18 protein-coding genes are annotated in these 16,350 nt (G+C 43.2%); 15 read left to right on the forward strand and 3 right to left on the reverse strand.

What is annotated here, in order from left to right:
* The first annotated feature begins 10 nt into the window (after positions 1 to 10).
* The 15 genes from AB1Y31_02290 (at position 11) to fabB (ending at position 12,906) form a co-directional block, all read left to right on the forward strand.
* Positions 11 to 916, forward strand: coding sequence for an acetaldehyde dehydrogenase (acetylating) (locus AB1Y31_02290; protein ID MEW4981996.1), 906 nt, complete (start codon positions 11 to 13; stop codon positions 914 to 916).
* A gap of 10 nt (positions 917 to 926) precedes the next feature.
* A complete protein-coding gene (gene dmpG, locus AB1Y31_02295) occupies positions 927 to 1,949 on the forward strand; it encodes a 4-hydroxy-2-oxovalerate aldolase (GenBank protein MEW4981997.1) in 1,023 nt (340 codons plus the stop codon).
* 10 nt (positions 1,950 to 1,959) lie between these two features.
* On the forward strand, positions 1,960 to 2,748 hold the full coding sequence (gene dmpH, locus AB1Y31_02300) for a 2-oxo-3-hexenedioate decarboxylase (protein MEW4981998.1): 789 nt from the start codon (positions 1,960 to 1,962) through the stop codon (positions 2,746 to 2,748).
* A gap of 14 nt (positions 2,749 to 2,762) precedes the next feature.
* Positions 2,763 to 2,954 carry a 2-hydroxymuconate tautomerase gene (locus AB1Y31_02305; GenBank protein MEW4981999.1) on the forward strand — a complete coding sequence of 64 codons (192 nt, stop codon included), beginning with the start codon at positions 2,763 to 2,765 and terminating at the stop codon, positions 2,952 to 2,954.
* A 230-nt stretch (positions 2,955 to 3,184) separates the two neighbouring features.
* A complete protein-coding gene (locus AB1Y31_02310) occupies positions 3,185 to 4,681 on the forward strand; it encodes a YHS domain-containing protein (protein MEW4982000.1) in 1,497 nt (498 codons plus the stop codon).
* A gap of 91 nt (positions 4,682 to 4,772) precedes the next feature.
* Positions 4,773 to 5,033, forward strand: a complete 261-nt coding sequence (locus AB1Y31_02315; GenBank protein ID MEW4982001.1) for a toluene-4-monooxygenase system B family protein — start codon at positions 4,773 to 4,775, stop codon at positions 5,031 to 5,033.
* 17 nt (positions 5,034 to 5,050) lie between these two features.
* The gene (locus AB1Y31_02320; GenBank protein MEW4982002.1) at positions 5,051 to 5,389 is read left to right on the forward strand and encodes a Rieske 2Fe-2S domain-containing protein; all 339 of its coding nucleotides are present in this window, start codon (positions 5,051 to 5,053) and stop codon (positions 5,387 to 5,389) included.
* 46 nt (positions 5,390 to 5,435) lie between these two features.
* The gene (locus tag AB1Y31_02325; protein ID MEW4982003.1) at positions 5,436 to 5,747 is read left to right on the forward strand and encodes an MmoB/DmpM family protein; all 312 of its coding nucleotides are present in this window, start codon (positions 5,436 to 5,438) and stop codon (positions 5,745 to 5,747) included.
* 15 nt (positions 5,748 to 5,762) lie between these two features.
* Positions 5,763 to 6,758, forward strand: coding sequence for an aromatic/alkene monooxygenase hydroxylase subunit beta (locus tag AB1Y31_02330; GenBank protein MEW4982004.1), 996 nt, complete (start codon positions 5,763 to 5,765; stop codon positions 6,756 to 6,758).
* 148 nt (positions 6,759 to 6,906) lie between these two features.
* The gene (locus AB1Y31_02335) at positions 6,907 to 7,938 is read left to right on the forward strand and encodes an LLM class flavin-dependent oxidoreductase (GenBank protein ID MEW4982005.1); all 1,032 of its coding nucleotides are present in this window, start codon (positions 6,907 to 6,909) and stop codon (positions 7,936 to 7,938) included.
* Between the two features lie 9 nt (positions 7,939 to 7,947).
* Positions 7,948 to 8,778, forward strand: coding sequence for an alpha/beta hydrolase (locus tag AB1Y31_02340; GenBank protein MEW4982006.1), 831 nt, complete (start codon positions 7,948 to 7,950; stop codon positions 8,776 to 8,778).
* 17 nt (positions 8,779 to 8,795) lie between these two features.
* Complete coding sequence (locus tag AB1Y31_02345) at positions 8,796 to 9,761, forward strand: 2-dehydropantoate 2-reductase (GenBank protein MEW4982007.1); 966 nt, start codon at positions 8,796 to 8,798, stop codon at positions 9,759 to 9,761.
* Complete coding sequence (locus AB1Y31_02350; GenBank protein MEW4982008.1) at positions 9,762 to 11,063, forward strand: hypothetical protein; 1,302 nt, start codon at positions 9,762 to 9,764, stop codon at positions 11,061 to 11,063.
* A gap of 87 nt (positions 11,064 to 11,150) precedes the next feature.
* Entirely contained in the window at positions 11,151 to 11,675 is a 525-nt protein-coding gene (gene fabA / locus AB1Y31_02355) for a 3-hydroxyacyl-[acyl-carrier-protein] dehydratase FabA (protein MEW4982009.1), read from the forward strand.
* A 13-nt stretch (positions 11,676 to 11,688) separates the two neighbouring features.
* Positions 11,689 to 12,906 (forward strand): beta-ketoacyl-ACP synthase I, encoded by a 1,218-nt coding sequence (gene fabB, locus AB1Y31_02360; GenBank protein ID MEW4982010.1) that lies wholly within the window; start codon positions 11,689 to 11,691, stop codon positions 12,904 to 12,906.
* Positions 12,907 to 12,976: 70 nt separating this feature from the next.
* Here fabB and AB1Y31_02365 read toward each other — a convergent pair whose 3' ends face one another.
* The 3 genes from AB1Y31_02365 to AB1Y31_02375 all read right to left on the reverse strand — a co-directional run bounded on the left by AB1Y31_02365 (position 12,977) and on the right by AB1Y31_02375 (position 16,303).
* Positions 12,977 to 13,579, reverse strand: a complete 603-nt coding sequence (locus tag AB1Y31_02365; GenBank protein ID MEW4982011.1) for an FKBP-type peptidyl-prolyl cis-trans isomerase — start codon at positions 13,577 to 13,579, stop codon at positions 12,977 to 12,979.
* Between the two features lie 120 nt (positions 13,580 to 13,699).
* On the reverse strand, positions 13,700 to 13,939 hold the full coding sequence (locus AB1Y31_02370) for a hypothetical protein (GenBank protein MEW4982012.1): 240 nt from the start codon (positions 13,937 to 13,939) through the stop codon (positions 13,700 to 13,702).
* A gap of 96 nt (positions 13,940 to 14,035) precedes the next feature.
* Positions 14,036 to 16,303, reverse strand: a complete 2,268-nt coding sequence (locus tag AB1Y31_02375) for an NADP-dependent malic enzyme (GenBank protein ID MEW4982013.1) — start codon at positions 16,301 to 16,303, stop codon at positions 14,036 to 14,038.
* Positions 16,304 to 16,350: the final 47 nt, after the last annotated feature.

Here is a 16,350-nt window from a genome sequence, read left to right on the forward strand (position 1 = left end):
AGATTTATAGATGGCGATAAATTGCGCAATGATTGGGTCTGGTAATATCGGTACAGACTTAATGGCAAAATTACTACGTAGTAACAACCTAAATCCAGTTTGGATGGTAGGTATTGATGAAGAATCGGATGGTTTGTTGAAAGCACGTGAAGCAGGGTTAAAAACCACGCATGAGGGTGTTGATGGGCTTATTCCACACATAGAAGCAGATAATGTTCAAATTGCCTTTGATGCTACGTCTGCCTATGTGCACGGTGAAAATAACCGTAAGTTACAAGAAAAAGGTGTGTTGGTCATTGATTTAACCCCTGCTGCTATCGGTCCTTTTTGTGTGCCGCCGGTCAACCTTAAAGAGCATGTTGGCGAACAAGAAATGAACGTCAATATGGTCACTTGTGGCGGGCAAGCAACGATCCCAATGGTTGCTGCTGTCAGTCAAGTACAAGCGGTTGAATACGGCGAAATTGTTGCCACGGTAGCCTCTAAATCAGCAGGCCCAGGCACACGTAAAAATATTGATGAATTTACCCGTACAACAGCGCAAGCGGTAGAACAAATTGGCGGTGCCAAAAAAGGTAAGGCTATTATTATCCTTAACCCAGCGGAACCACCTTTAATGATGCGTGATACGGTTCATTGTTTAACTGAAACGACGCCAGACCAAGAAGCGATTACCGCTTCTGTTCATGCCATGATCAAAGAGGTGCAGAAATATGTGCCGGGCTATAAATTGAAAAATGGCCCAGTATTCGATGGTAACCGAGTGAGTGTTTTCCTTGAAGTTGAAGGTTTGGGTGACTATTTGCCTAAGTATGCTGGCAATTTGGACATTATGACTGCATCAGCAACCAGAACAGCCGAAATGTTTGCCGAAGAAATTGAAAATGGCACATTAACGCTAAAGAAACAAGCTTAGGAGACTGGTGATGAATTTAAAAGGTAAAAAAATTAAATTGCATGACAACGCACTCCGCGATGGTATGCATTCGGTTAGTCATCAGTTTTCCATTGAAGACATGGTGCGTATGGCAGTGGCGCTTGATGAAGCGGGGATGCCGTTAATTGAAGTGACTCATGGTGATGGGCTTGGTGGCTCATCAGTTAACTATGGTTTTGGCAGACATACTAACCGCGAGTATCTTGAAGCGGTTGTGCCGAAAATGAAGAACGCCAAAATTTCAGCATTATTGTTACCTGGTTTGGGAACGGTTGATGATTTAGCGATGGCAGCAGATTGCGGTATTTCAACGATCCGTGTTGCGACGCACTGTACTGAAGCTGATGTCTCAGAGCAGCATATTATGAAAGCGCTTGAATATGGCTTAGACACCGTAGGTTTCTTAATGATGGCGCATATGACGACACCTGAAGCCTTGTTAGAGCAAGCTAAAAAAATGGTTGATTACGGTGCAAACTGTATTTATGCCACAGACTCAGCAGGCTATTTATTACCAGATGACGTCACCGATAGAATTGCGATTTTAAAAGCTGAATTTGGTGACAAGGTGGAGATTGGTTTCCATGGACATCATAACCTTGCAATGGGTATTTCTAACTCGTTGGCAGCTATCGAAGCTGGTGCAACACGTATTGATGGATCTGTTGCTGGTTTTGGCGCAGGCGCAGGCAATACACCGTTAGAAGTGATGGTGGCCGTTTGTAATCGAATGGGTATTGAGACAGGCGTTGACGTAGACATGATTATGGATGTGGCTGAAGATATCGCTTTACCGTTAATGCCAACGCCAACAAGAATTGATAGGGATTCATTAACATTGGGTTATGCCGGTGTTTACTCTTCATTCTTATTGCACGCAAAACGTGCTGAGAAAAATCACGGTGTTCCAGCAAGAGAGATTTTGATGGAACTTGGAAGAATGGGTGCAGTGGGTGGTCAAGAAGACATGATCGAAGACGTAGCACTAGAAATTAAAAAGAAATCAGCTTAAGGGGAATGACGTGAGTTTAGATAAAGCAACGATTGATAAACTAGCCGAGCACTTAGAGAACGCAGAATTAAATTGTGTTGAGGTGACAAAAATTACAGATGACTACCCAGATATTACATGGGATGAATGTTTGGACGTGCAATGGGAAATTCGCCGTCGAAAAGAAGCGCGAGGCCATAAAATTGTCGGTATGAAAATGGGATTAACGTCTGTAGCAAAAATGCGTCAGATGGGTGTCGAAACACCGTGTTATGGATTTTTGGCAGATTATTTTAGTTGTCCTGATGGTGCCGAAATTAAAATTGATGAATTGATTCATCCAAAAGTGGAAGCTGAAATTTCATTTGTTACCAATAAGGAGCTTAGCGGTCCAGGGTGTCATATTGGTAATGTGTTAGCAGCTACAGATTTTGTCGTGCCTTCTGTTGAAGTCATCGATTCGCGTTATAAAGACTTTAAGTTTGACCTTAAAAGTGTGATTGCCGATAACTCATCATCATCTCGTTTTGTGACAGGTGGAAGAATGAGAAGTTTGGATGGACTAGACCTTAAAACACTCGGTGTTGTGCTAGAAAAGAATGGCAAAGTGGTTGATTTGGCAGCTGGTGCCGCTGTATTGGGACACCCCGCAGCGAGTGTGGCGATGTTAGTCAACTTACTAGCTGAACGTGGTGAAGTTCTTCCTGCAGGCTCTTTTGTGATGACAGGCGGGATGACAGCAGCAGTTGCTGTTGAGAAAGGTGATAGCATCACAGTTCGTTATCAAGAGCTTGGTTCTATCACGATGAGTTTTGTTTAATAAGGAGGAATGATATGCCAATTGCACAAATCCACATGCTCGAAGGTCGTACTGAAGAACAAAAAGCGGCTGTTATTGAAAAGGTAACTGATGCTTTATGCGAAGCTGTTGGTGCGCCACGTGAAGCTGTTCGCGTTATGATTCTTGAAATGTCAAATACGCATTACGGTATTGGTGGTAAAACTGTAAAGTCTTTGGGGCGTTAAAGAACAAAAGTATCCCAAAAGAGAGGTAACTATTTCATGAGGTGATGGGTTTTTTTTTACCAATTCGTGAAAAAAGTATTATTAAAAGAAAGGGCGCCTTTATGGCGCCCTTTCTTTTGCTAGGCTTTTAATGATTTTAATTAGCTGGCATGAATTCTGCTCTAGAGAATAAATAGTTTAGGTTTTAAATGTATTTTTGATAACTAAAAAATTTATATTAGGAGAAAAACATGTATCAGATACCACGGGCTGAATGGTATGACTTAACTCGGGCTACTAACTGGACTTATAGTTATGTATCTGAAGAGGAGATTTTCCCAGAAGAAATGAGTGGTAGTAGGGGTATCCCTATTGAGGAATGGGAAACTTATGATGAGCCTTACAAAGTAACTTATCCTGAATATGTGGAAATTCAACGCGAGAAAGATTCAGGCGCATATTCAGTGAAAGCGGCGTTGGAGCGTGATGCGTACGTTGATAGAGCGGATCCGGGTTGGATCTCAACGATGATAGCGCATTATGGAGCGATTGCTGTTAATGAATACGCTGCGAGTTTGGCAGAAGCGAGAATGGCACGTTTTTCAAAAGCCCCAGGTAACCGTAATATGGCAACGTTTGGTACATTAGATGAAAATCGACACGGCCAAATTCAATTGTTTTTTCCGCATGCAAATGTAAAGCGCGGTCGGCAGTGGGACTGGGCACATAAAGCCATGCATACGAATGATTGGGCATCGATAGCAGCGCGTTCGTTTTTTGATGACATCATGTTATGTCGTGATGCAATTGCGGTCTCAATTATGCTGACCTTTGGTTTTGAAACTGGGTTTACCAACATGCAATTCCTAGGCTTGGCGGCGGATGCATCTCAGGCAGGCGATCACACATTTGCAAGCTTGATTTCAAGTGTGCAAACAGATGAAGCAAGACATGCGCAACAAGGCGGTCCTTCGTTAAAAATATTGATTGCAAATGGTAATAAAGAAGAAGCGCAAAAATTAGTAGATATTTCAATCTGGCGTGCATGGAAATTATTTTCGGTGTTAACAGGGCCCATCATGGACTACTACACGCCTTTAGAACATAGAAGCCAATCCTTTAAGGAGTTTATGGTTGAATGGATAATCATTCAATTTGAACGGCAATTAGCCGATTTGGGACTTGATGCACCTTGGTTTTGGGAAGATTTGACAAACGATTTAGACGTAACACATCACGGCATGCACCTTGGTGTGTGGTATTGGCGTCCGACAGTTTGGTGGAATCCTGCCGCGGGCGCATCTCCTGAAGATCGTGAATGGTTGGAAGAGAAGTATCCAGGTTGGAACGACACATGGGGCAAATGCTGGGATGTTATTACTGAGAATTTAAACAATGGTCGTGAAGATTTAACACTGCCTGAAACACTCCCGTACGTTTGTAATATGTGTCAATTGCCGATTGTTGGTACGCCAGGTGATGGCTGGAATGTGCAGGACTACCCTCTAGAATATGAAGGTCGTTTGTATCACTTTGGTTCAAAAGCAGATCGTTGGTGTTTTGAACAAGACCCAGAACGATATAAAGAACATCAAAATTTAATTGACCGTTTCTTAGCGGGTCAAATTCAACCAGCCGATTTACCAGGTGCACTGGCCTATATGGGCTTGGGTCCCGGTGAAATGGGTAAAGATGCACACGATTATGCTTGGGCGGAAGCGTTTAAAAAGCAAACAAAAGTAGCGTAAGCCTTAATTTATTTATTATATGTAATAGAAAGCCTAATATGTAGGTATCAACAATCCCTAGCAAAGCTGGGATTTTAAAGAGGAGAAAGACATGGCAATATTTCCGATTAACTCAAATTTCGAAGGTGACTTTGTAATGCAATTAGTCCCAGTGGATACAGAAGATACGATGGATCAGGTGGCAGAAAAATGTGCCTACCATTCAGTGGGTCGCCGTGTTGCGCCACAACCCGATAAGGTTATGCGGGTAAGGTTACATAATGCCAATGCAAATTTCCCACGCGATATGAAAGTGTCGGATGCCGGTTGGCGACCTACGGAAACATTAGATATTATTTTTTCAGATCAATAGGTTGGAGGTATTAACAGATGGCTTTTGAAAAGATTTGCACACTCGATGATGTTTGGGAAGGTGATATGGATACTTTTGAGACGGAGAATGGAACGCAGGTGCTTGTTTTAGGTATAGAGGGCGGTGACCTAAAGGCATTTCAAGCGATTTGCCCTCACCAAGAAATTGAACTAGTTGAAGGCGAGTTTGATGGCAAGGTGCTGACGTGTAAAGCGCACTTATGGCAGTTCGACACGGCAGATGGTCGAGGCTTAAACCCGACTGATTGCAAAATTGCTGAATACCCGTTAAAGGTCGAAGATGAAGAGGTTTTTGTCAATATAGACGGTATTGAACCCTTTACGGCGCACTCCTGAGCTAAAACCAATGCGGCTTAAATGCCATGCTAAAAAGAGAATTATTATGACGACAAACCTAAAAGATGCATATAAACAAAATAAAGTGGGCCCAGTATTAAATGGTGGCGATGTAGCACAAGCAGCTATTGAGGCGGCCGAGTGGGATAACCCCGGTAAAGAAATTACGGTTGATGATAAAGGTGCTTATATAAGAATTTCTGCCGAACAGGAGTTGATTCTTACTCGAGAATCTATGGAGGAAGCGTTAGGGAGAGACTTCCAGATGCGTGAAATAGAGATTCATTTGGGTTCAATGGCTGGGCAAATTGAAGTAACGCCGGAACAAATCCGCTTTTATTTTGAAAAAACACTTTAGTTAAAGGAATTAATTATGAGTAATGAGCAGACAGAAACATTAAAGCCATTGAAAACATGGTCGCACCTTTCTAAACAACGAAAAAGGCCAAGTGAATACGAAATAGTCACTGCAAACCTGCACTTTCATACGAATAATAAAGATAAGCCATTTGAAGTGGGGCAAGGCGCAAAAATGAATGACTGGTATTTAAAGTACCGCAATAACAGCCCGTTGAAACATGAAGACTGGGATGCGTTTAGAGATCCTGAGCAACTGGTGTATAGAACCTATAATATTCTTCAAGAAGGTCAGGAGGCGTACGTAACTGGTTTGCTAAACCAGTTTAGTGAACGTGGTAATGATCAAATGATTTCTAAACAGTGGGCGACTGATTTAGCGCGTTTATATACACCGTCGCGTTATATATTTCATACATTACAGATGATCGCCGCTTACCTTCACCAGATGTCACCGGCTAGTACCATTTCTAATTTGGGTACCTACCAATCAGCCGATCATTTACGCTGGGTTACGCATACCGCCTATCGAACCTGTGAACTTGCCAAAACTTGGCCTGATGTAGGTCTAGGTGAAAAAGAGCGAGAACATTGGGAAAATGACTCGGCATGGCAGGGCTTTAGAGAGCTGGCCGAGAGGGCTTTGGTAGTATGGGATTGGGCAGAGGCAACTATCGTTCTTGAGGTTGTACTGAAACCTGCGGTGTCAGCGGCTTTGCAAAAACAATTGGGGTTAGCGGGTGCTGAAAATGGTGATACTTTATTATCACTTTTAAATGATGCGCAAATGCGCGATTCGGAACGGCATCAACGTCAAACACAGAAACTAATAGAGTTTGCGTTAAGTAACGAAGGTAACGCGTCAATTATTCAGGGCTGGGTTGATAAGTGGCAGCCATTAGCTGATAAAGCGGTTGAGAGCTATTGCGCAGCCTTAACAGACTTACCCGATGCGGCGGAGGAAGCAAAGGCCTATATGACGTCTATAAGGCACTCGTTTGATTTAAAATAGCTTGGTTGGCTAATGAGAGGCCGTGCAAGGATTAATTGCACGGCTTTTTTTGTGTATAGAAGGTATTAAAAAATATATAATAAATCATTAAAGTCTAATGTTTTGAAAAATAAATAGTTAGTGTGTTCAAAGTAAAAATAGTGATCGTATGAGTAATTTAAAATTAAGTGTTTTAGACCAATCACCCGTCCATGATAACCAACCAGAATCTAGTGGGTTATTCTCAACAATTGAATTAGCAAAGGCCTGTGATGAAGCGGGTTATCACCGATATTGGGTAGCGGAACATCATGATACGCCGGGGTATGCGAGCCCTTGTCCAGAAATGATGGTGAGTAATGTAGCGCATGCCACCAAACGAATCCGCGTTGGTAGTGGTGGAGTCATGTTACCGCACTATAGTTCATTTAAAGTGGCTGAAACGTTTAAAATGCTGGAGGCTTTTCACCCAGGGCGTATTGATTTGGGTATAGGTCGGGCACCGGGTGGAAATCCTATATCGTCGAGTGCGATTTCAGCGCCAAGACAAACGATACCGTCAGAATACTACCCAAGTCAGACGCAAGATTTAATCAGCTATTTAAAAAATGATTTACCGTCGGATCACCCGTATAGCAGGACAACCATTGTACCTAGTGATGTAGGCGCAACCCCTGTTTGGATGCTAGGTTCTAGTGACGGCAGTGCAGAGATAGCAGGTGTCCTTGGGGCTGGTTTTGTTTTAGCGTTATTTATTGGCACGCATGATAGGCCACCTGAAATTATTCAACGCTATAAAGACGCTTTTAAGAGCGGAGGTAGCCTTGAAAAGCCGGAGGCGATTATTGCTGTTGCAGGTATCTGCGCTGACTCAAAAGAAGAAGCAGAATATATCGCTAGTAGTCATACATACTGGAAAGTTCAAGCTTTTCGGCATGGCGCGCGTGACGCACTCTTTACGCCAGAAGAGGTGATGGATAAAAAGAAGCAGTTATCGTTGTCTGATCAAGCGTATTACGATGAAACTTTAGCAACAATGGTGACGGGGACACCGCAACAGTGTCAATCACGACTGGAGCAAATCGCTGAGTTGTATAAAGTGAATGAATTAATGATTGTGAATGTGACTCATGCCTTTAAGCCGCGTGTAGAGTCGTATAAAATGTTGGCCCATCAATTTGGTTTACAAAATAACGTTTAGGAGATAGTCATGAGTTCAAATCCAGAAATTGCAAACAGCATCCAAACAGGTGCCTTTAAAACCAACTACCATGACGTGGGCGAAGGCTCTCCTGTTTTTATGATTCATGGCTCTGGCCCAGGCGTGACAGCGTGGGCAAACTGGCGTTTAGTTATTCCTGCATTGGCCGAAAATCATCGAGTAATCGCTCCAGATATGGCTGGCTTTGGTTTCACTGAACGGGTTGATGATTATGAATATTCAATGGAAAACTGGGTGCAGCACGCCATTGATTTAATGGATGCGCTTGAAATTGAAAAAGCTCATTTAGTGGGCAATTCCTTCGGTGGTGGCTTAGCAATCGCCTTAGCAATCAAACACCCTGAACGTGTTAATCGCCTTGTTCTAATGGGTGCCGCTGGTGTTGATTTTGAATTGACGCAAGGGCTTGATGAAGTGTGGGGTTATGAGCCTTCAGTCGCTAACATGCGTAAAATGATGGACTTATTTGCTTATGACCGTAGCTTGGTGAGCGATGAGCTAGCGGAACTTCGTTATAAGGCGAGTATCCAACCTGGCTTCCAAGAATCATTTAGTCAAATGTTTCCTGCTCCGCGTCAACGCTGGGTTGAAGCACTGGCGAGTGATCCTGAAGAGATCAAGAAGATTCAACACGAAACATTGATGGTTCACGGCCGTGAGGACCTAGTGGTACCACCAATTACGTCAAAAACGTTGTTTGAATTAATTCCAAACTCGCAATTACATATGTTCGGTTGTTGTGGCCATTGGACGCAAATTGAACACAATGCCCGTTTTAATGAATTGGTATTGGACTTTTTTGCAGAAGACAATCAATAGCGTTAGGTAACGTACGGGTGAAGTTCGCAGTTATCGGTGCTGGGGGTATTGGTTGTTACTATGCAGCTAGGCTGATTCAGTCAGGTCACGATGTGACATTGGTTGCACGCGGAGCCCACCTACAAGCAATGCAAGCCCGCGGTTTAGAAATTAAACACGCGGAGCTTGTGTTTAAACAGTCGGTTAATGCGATGAGCCTTGATGGGTGGTTTAAGGAGACGGACCCAGATCAGCTGGACGTCATTATTGTTTGCTTGAAAGGTATGCAAACAAAAGCTTTCTCGGAACAACTTGAGGCGTGGCTCAAACTGTTTCCTAAAGCTGACACGCCGTTTGTTTTATCTTTGCAAAACGGAGTTGATAACGAACAGCAGTTAAACTCGATATTGCCTAAGGGTTCAGTTCTAGGCGGTATTGCCCGTCGAATTGGAGCGCATATTGTTCAACCAGGTGTTGTTGAGTCAATTGGCCCCGCGCAGGTTATTTTAGGTCTGTGGCCCAATGACCCAGCTAATGATGTTGCTATCAGTGAAAAAATTAAATTAATAGCGGACTGTTTTAATGCGGCGAAAATTCCAACGGAGGTTTCTGCTGATATTAATAAGGAACTTTGGCGTAAATTAATCATTAATAACGGTGTCAACCCGTTGTGCGCACTGTTGGAAATGGAAACCGGTGAAGCTACGCCACGTGAAGATTTAAAGCCTTTGATAAGAGGTGCCATGAAGGAAGCCGTTTTAGCGGCTAAGGCCAATGGTGTCGAGTTAACGAGTGATGACCTTGAAGAAATGCTCGAACTCATTTCTACATTTGATTCAATAAAACCATCGATGTTGGTTGACCGTGAAAAACAGCGCCCCCTAGAAATTGAAGAGATTTGTGGTGTGGTGATTCGAGGTTGTGAAAAGATGGGCGAAGACGCACCTTATAATCGGACAATTTCCACGTTACTACGTATTGCCATAGAAAACCCTCAGGCTTAAATGTCCCTTTTTAAAAAGGCCGCCGGCCCTTTGTTATTGCTTAGTTTTGCATTAACGGTCTTTAGTGCCTTTATGCCGGCTGCACTTACCTGGGTTCAGGGTGGGGTTATGTGGCTAGCAGGCATTATTTTATTTTTTGATTTAGCGGCAAGGCAGAAAAAAATAATTTTAACGATTAGTTTGCTGGCTATAAGTAGCTGGGTTGTTGCGTGGCAAACAGGCGAAATTTCACATATTGTTAACGCACTATTGGCAAATCAATTAATGATTGTTATGTTGATTGGTGTGCAGTTTTTACAATTGGTGGCGTTACCAGTGGATGAAAAAACTGAGCCATTACCCACGGGAAGAAAAGCATTTATTAGAACCTACCTAGGTGTGCATTTCTTTGGTTCAGTGATAAATATATCATCTGTTTTATTGGTGGCTGACCGTTTGGTAAAAGAAGCAAAGCTTTCCATGAACCAACAAAAACTGTTAACGAGAGCCTTCACCTCGGGAGCACATTGGTCACCATTTTTTGCAGCTTTTGCAGCGGCATTAGTTTTTACCTCTGAGGCTTCGCTGCCTGTCGTATTTGGAGTGGGCCTGAGCATGGCTTCGCTAGCTTTTTTTATTACCTTATTTGAAGCGAATAAGAATAAAAGTGAAGCACTTAATAACTTTGTCGGCTACCCAATGCACTTCGAAGCACTGTGGTTGCCAGTGGGTTTGGTGATTATTGTTAGTGCGGCACATTATATATTTCCGGCCATCAATATGTTGGTTTTGATAGCGTTGAGCTCTTTATTAATGAGCGTTGTTGTTTTGTTGATACGGCAAGGATTGGCTGAAGGTTGTAGTGACTTTACCGGTTACGCGCTGAATAAGCTGCCGCAGATGAAAAATGAGTTGTTACTTTTTTTAATAGCCGGTGTGTTAGGTTCTGGTTTGGCAGCGGCGCTCGACGGCTTATCTATTGCCATTCCTTTTGACCATTTTGATGGTTTGGTTGCGTCAGCTATTTTGTTGTTTATGTTTTTGCTAGCAGTTTTAGGTGTTCACCCTGTCATCAGTATTGCCGTCATCGGTCACTGGATTGCCACGGTTGAGCCTAATCAGACTTTATTAGCGATCATGTTTTTAATGTCTTGGGCGATAGGTGTGTCAACCAGTCCGATATCGGGTATCAATCTTGCGTTGCATGGACGGTATGGCGTGTCTGGACAGCAGATTTTTAAATGGAATTTGTCTTACGCTTTAAAAATGTATTTGTTTGATTGTGTCGTTTTAATGATTGTTGCGCATTTACTGGGTGTTTAAGGTGCTCGCTCAAATGCTCAAGAACAAGTATCATATGACATTATAAATCCGGCGTATGCCCCACTTAAACTTTAAGGAAGCCTTGTTTTGACAGAGACTAGTAGACAGAATTCATATAATCGAGAAGAATTATTAAGTTGTGGTAGGGGTGAGTTATTTGGTCCTGGTAATGCGCAGCTCCCAATGCCAAATATGTTAATGATTGATAGAATTGTGTCGATTACTGAAAATGGCGGCGTAAGCGATAAAGGGCAAATCATTGCGGAATTAGATATTACGCCAGATTTGTGGTTCTTCGATTGTCATTTTCCGGGTGATCCAGTTATGCCAGGTTGCTTGGGCTTAGATGCCATGTGGCAGTTGGTTGGTTTTTTTCTGGGTTGGAAAGGCGGTTTGGGCCGTGGTCGCGCACTAGGTGTGGGTGATTTGAAATTTACGGGTCAAGTACTGCCAACGGCAAAAAAAGTGACTTATAAGATTGATTTGAAACGGGTTATTATGAGAAAACTTGTCATGGGCATTGCAGATGCTGTCATGGAAGTGGATGGAAAAGTGATTTATGAAGCCAAAGATTTACGTGTAGGGCTATTTACCTCGACAGAGAATTTTTAGAGAAGGATTTGATATGAGACGTGTAGTTATTACGGGTATGGGAATTGTTTCATCACTGGGTAGTGATGCGGATGCAGTGGCTGAATCGCTTAAAGCGGGGAAATCGGGCATCAGTTTTGTTGAAGCATACAAAGAAAAAGGTTTTCGCAGTCATGTTGCTGGTGTTCCAGATATTAATTTAGACGAGCTGATTGATCGCAAAGCCCGCCGTTTTATGGGCGATGCTGCGGCCTATGCTTATGTGTCTATGCAACAAGCGATTGATGACGCAGGGTTAACAGAAGACGAAGTGTCTAACCCTAAAACAGGCCTTATTATGGGTTCTGGTGGTGCATCCACAAAGAACGTTGATGATGCGTTAAACATTCTTGAGAACAAAGGTATTCGCCGTGTTGGCCCTTATATGGTGCCTAGAACAATGAGCAGCACGGTATCTGCTGGGCTTGCAACGCCGTATAAAATTAAAGGCGTTAACTACTCAATTACCTCGGCCTGTGCGACCAGTTCGCATTGCATTGGTAATGCAATGGAGCTTATTCAGTTGGGTAAGCAAGATCGCGTTTTTGCAGGCGGTGGAGAAGAAGAACATTGGTCATTAACGATGATGTTTGATGCGATGGGCGCATTATCTAAAAAGCGTAACGACACGCCTGAACAAGCCTCTCGTGCATACGATGCAGACCGAGATGGTTTTGTTATTGCTGGCGGCGGCGGTGCGGTTGTCGTTGAAGCCTTAGATGTTGCCTTGGCGCGTGGTGCGAAAATTTATGCTGAACTGGTGGGCTATGGCGCAACATCTGATGGCTATGACATGGTTGCACCATCAGGCGAAGGTGCAACGCGTTGCATGCAAATGGCGATGGAAAATGTAGATACGCCAATTGATTACATTAATGCACATGGCACCAGTACACCTGTGGGTGATATGGCGGAACTAAAAGCGGTGAAAGCGGTATTTGGTGATGATACGCCCCCGATTGGATCAACTAAGTCATTATCTGGCCACTCTTTAGGGGCGGCGGGTGTTCAAGAGGCTATATATTGCATGTTAATGATGAAAGATAATTTCATTACAGCATCAGCGAATATTGATAACCTAGATGAAGCGGCTGAAGGTGTAAACATCGTTCAAGAAAAACAAACTAACGTGACATTGAATACAGTTATGTCAAACAGCTTTGGTTTTGGTGGGACAAATGCAACGTTGGTAATGAAACGCTACGAAGCATAGGGATTTAAAAACGAGCAAGTATAAAAAAGCCGGTCATATGACCGGCTTTTTTACGAAAGGAGTTTTGATACTATTTGATGGCTAATAGCTCCATTTCAAAAATCAATGTTTCATTCGGTCCAATTGCGCCGCCTGCACCGTGTTCACCATAGGCTAAGTTGGAAGGAATGAATACTTTCCACTTAGTGCCAACTTCCATTAGTTGTAAGGCTTCTTGCCAGCCTTGAATGACGCCATTAACAGGGAAAGTAGCTGGTTCGCCTCGTTTGATTGAGCTATCGAATACAGTGCCATTAATTAAAGTGCCTTCATAATGCACGTCAACAGTATCGGTTGCTTGTGGTTTTTCGCCGCTGCCTTGGTTGATGACGATATATTGCATACCACTTTCTAGAACCTGCACGCCTTCATTGGCTAGGTTATCTTCTAGAAACGTAATTCCTTTGTCGGCATTGCCACCTTTTACTTCACTGGCTTTTTCTTGCATTTCTTTTTGGAACGCTTCGATAACGGCCTGCATTTCGGCAGGGTTTAAAAGACTAGGGTCGCCATTTAAACTGTGTGTTAGGCCTAAAACAAGTGACTCAGTCTCGACGTCTAGCTTGTCTTGTTGAATGCCGTTGCCAATTTGTTGGCCCATGGTGTAGCTAAGCTTTTGCTTTTCTGTTTCCAAAATACTGTCCTATAAATGAGGTTAAAACGCATATTTTACAATAAGCCGGCACAAAAAGGCCATAGCATAAGGAATGCTATTAGTAATGACTGGGCGTAATAATGACTCGGAGGATGAAAACTAAGCTCTAACGTCAATTATACTGCCGATAACATCACCGGCGGTTTGTGCGACGCTAGCTGACATTTGAACTTGCTGTTTGGCTTGTTGTAATGCTAAAAGATCCTGAGTTGTTTCTTTGTCTGATTTCTCACCACTGAGCTGCTCGCTGCTAGCCAATTTTTGGCTAGCGTTGTTTGCTTGGTTTAGGCCGTTGTTAATACCTAATAAAGCGCTTTGACTGATGGACCCAACGTTCATAGTGATGTTGTCTGGTTAATCATGCGTCAATTATAGTTAACAAGCAGGGGTGCTTAATGTGACTTACTTCACATTTTGAGCGCTAGAATTCATTATTTACTCCGATAAGTTGTGTTCAACGGAGCATAAAGCCGTCATATTTAAAATTCGCCTGACAGAGGCCAAAGGTTTCAAAACGTGAACGGGCTTTTCTATTCCAAGTAAAATGGGTCCAATAGTGACGCCATCACTCAAGATGCGGAGCATATTAAATGAGATATTGGCGGCATCTAAATTAGGGAAAATGAACAAGTTGGCTTCACCGCTCATTTTTGAGTCGCTAATGACTTCTTTTCTTAGGTTTTCAATCAAAGCTGCGTCAGCTTGAATTTCACCTTCTACTTCAAGTTGAGGGTGGTTTTTATGAAGAATGCCAACAGCATCTGCCATTTTGTTTGCGCCTTCATCTTTTGCACTGCCAAAGTTTGAATGCGACAGTAACGCCGCTTTAGGTGTAATCCCAAAACGTTTAACGTAGTCGGCGGATTGTAAGGTCATAGCGACGAGGTCGTCGGTACTTGGGTTGCTATTTACCATGGTGTCACAGAAGAAGAACACGCCTTTTTGTAGCGAGATAGCATTAAGCGCAGCGACTTTTTCGACGCCCGCTTTCTTATCTAAGATATCGGTGATGTGACCAAGGTGTCGGTGATAGTTTCCGACCATGCCGCAAATCATAGCGTCTGCCTTACCCAGTTTAACGAGCAACGATGCTAAGACGGTTGTTTTGGTACGTACGTAGTTTTGAGCTAAGGTTAATGAGACACCTTTGCGACCTTTTGCTTGGTGATATTCTTGTACACACTCACGAAAATAAGGGTTGCTGTCTGGTTCGATGACTTCAATGTCATCAAGCATAGACTGGTTGAGGCCAAGTCGTTCTATGCGTTCGAGAATAACGTTTTTACGCCCGACAAGAATCGGTTTTGCTAATTGTGAATTCACAACTTCCTCCACCGCACGAAGGACTCGTTCATTTTCACCTTCCGCGTAAACTACGCGTTTTGGGGTGAGCTTGGCTTGCTCAAAGATGGGCTTCATAACCATGCCGGAGCGATAAACGAAGCGTTCGAGAGAAGCTCTATATTGGTCGAAATCTTCAATAGGCTTGGTGGCAATGCCACTGTCCATGGCCGCTTTTGCTACAGCCATTGGGATTTCTATAATCAGATTTGGATCAAAAGGGCGAGGTATTAAGTACTCTGGGCCAAAAACAGGTGTTTTTCCAACATAGCTATCACTGTCGTCGTTTACGGTTTTCTGCGCCAGTTGAGATAGTGCGCGGATACAAGCAAGTTTCATTTCTTCATTGATGGTTGTTGCGCCAACATCAAGGGCGCCCCTAAAGATATAGGGAAAACACAAAACATTATTAACTTGGTTTGGGTAATCTGATCGCCCCGTTGCAATAATGGCGTCATCCCTTACTGCTTTAATTTCCTCAGGTAGGATTTCTGGCGTAGGGTTAGCAAGAGCAAAAATAATGGGTGATGCAGCCATGTTTTTAACCATGTCTTGGGTCATCATGCCTGCGCGAGAAACGCCTAAAAATATATCTGCACCAACGATGGCTTCAGCGAGAGTTCGTATGTCGGTTTTAGCTGCGTATCGTTGTTTACGTTCATCCATGCCTTCAGTTCTACCGGCATGAATAATACCTTTGCTATCGCTGACAAGGATATTTTCTCGCTTTAATCCCATTTCTAACAGCATATCCAAGCATGCAATGCCCGCCGCGCCAGCGCCAGAGGCCACTAATCGAACGTCTGCAATGTCTTTTTTGGCGACTTTTAGTCCGTTTAGAATGGCTGCTGCAGTGATAATAGCGGTGCCGTGTTGGTCGTCGTGAAAAACAGGGATGTCGATTCTTTCACGAAGCTTCTTTTCTATAAAAAAGCACTCGGGTGCTTTGATGTCTTCTAGGTTAATGCCGCCGAATGTTGGTGCTAAGCTAGCGACAATATCGACAAATTTATCAGGGTCTTTCTCGTCAATTTCAATATCAAAAACATCCACACCACCAAATTTTTTGAATAGGACGCCTTTACCTTCCATCACGGGTTTTGAAGCGAGCGGACCGATATCACCTAAGCCCAATACAGCAGTACCGTTAGTAATAACGGCTACTAGATTACTACGTGCGGTGTAAAGTGAAGCAGTAGATGGGTCTTTTGCTATTTCTAAACAAGGTTCTGCAACGCCTGGGCTGTATGCTAAAGCAAGGTCGGTTTGGTTACTCAGTGCTTTAGTGGGTGTGACCTCTATCTTCCCGGGTTTTGGGTGCTGGTGATAATACAGGGCATTCTTTATAGGCTTATCAGACATAATTATTCTTATTAATAGTTTGGTGAAGGTTAAAAGTTCGGCACATT

This window comes from Cycloclasticus sp. (genome assembly GCA_040743155.1).
In the GTDB taxonomy this organism is placed as follows: Bacteria; Pseudomonadota; Gammaproteobacteria; order Methylococcales; family Cycloclasticaceae; genus Cycloclasticus.

Coding starts and splice junctions, on each gene's coding strand:
- AB1Y31_02290 (MEW4981996.1), top strand. CDS start 11: ATGGCGATAAATTGCGCAATGATTGGGTCTGGTAATATCGGTACAGAC.
- dmpG (MEW4981997.1), top strand. CDS start 927: ATGAATTTAAAAGGTAAAAAAATTAAATTGCATGACAACGCACTCCGC.
- AB1Y31_02305 (MEW4981999.1), top strand. CDS start 2,763: ATGCCAATTGCACAAATCCACATGCTCGAAGGTCGTACTGAAGAACAA.
- AB1Y31_02310 (MEW4982000.1), top strand. CDS start 3,185: ATGTATCAGATACCACGGGCTGAATGGTATGACTTAACTCGGGCTACT.
- AB1Y31_02315 (MEW4982001.1), top strand. CDS start 4,773: ATGGCAATATTTCCGATTAACTCAAATTTCGAAGGTGACTTTGTAATG.
- AB1Y31_02320 (MEW4982002.1), top strand. CDS start 5,051: ATGGCTTTTGAAAAGATTTGCACACTCGATGATGTTTGGGAAGGTGAT.
- AB1Y31_02325 (MEW4982003.1), top strand. CDS start 5,436: ATGACGACAAACCTAAAAGATGCATATAAACAAAATAAAGTGGGCCCA.
- AB1Y31_02330 (MEW4982004.1), top strand. CDS start 5,763: ATGAGTAATGAGCAGACAGAAACATTAAAGCCATTGAAAACATGGTCG.
- AB1Y31_02335 (MEW4982005.1), top strand. CDS start 6,907: ATGAGTAATTTAAAATTAAGTGTTTTAGACCAATCACCCGTCCATGAT.
- AB1Y31_02340 (MEW4982006.1), top strand. CDS start 7,948: ATGAGTTCAAATCCAGAAATTGCAAACAGCATCCAAACAGGTGCCTTT.
- AB1Y31_02350 (MEW4982008.1), top strand. CDS start 9,762: ATGTCCCTTTTTAAAAAGGCCGCCGGCCCTTTGTTATTGCTTAGTTTT.
- fabB (MEW4982010.1), top strand. CDS start 11,689: ATGAGACGTGTAGTTATTACGGGTATGGGAATTGTTTCATCACTGGGT.
- AB1Y31_02370 (MEW4982012.1), bottom strand. CDS start 13,939: ATGAACGTTGGGTCCATCAGTCAAAGCGCTTTATTAGGTATTAACAAC.
- AB1Y31_02375 (MEW4982013.1), bottom strand. CDS start 16,303: ATGTCTGATAAGCCTATAAAGAATGCCCTGTATTATCACCAGCACCCA.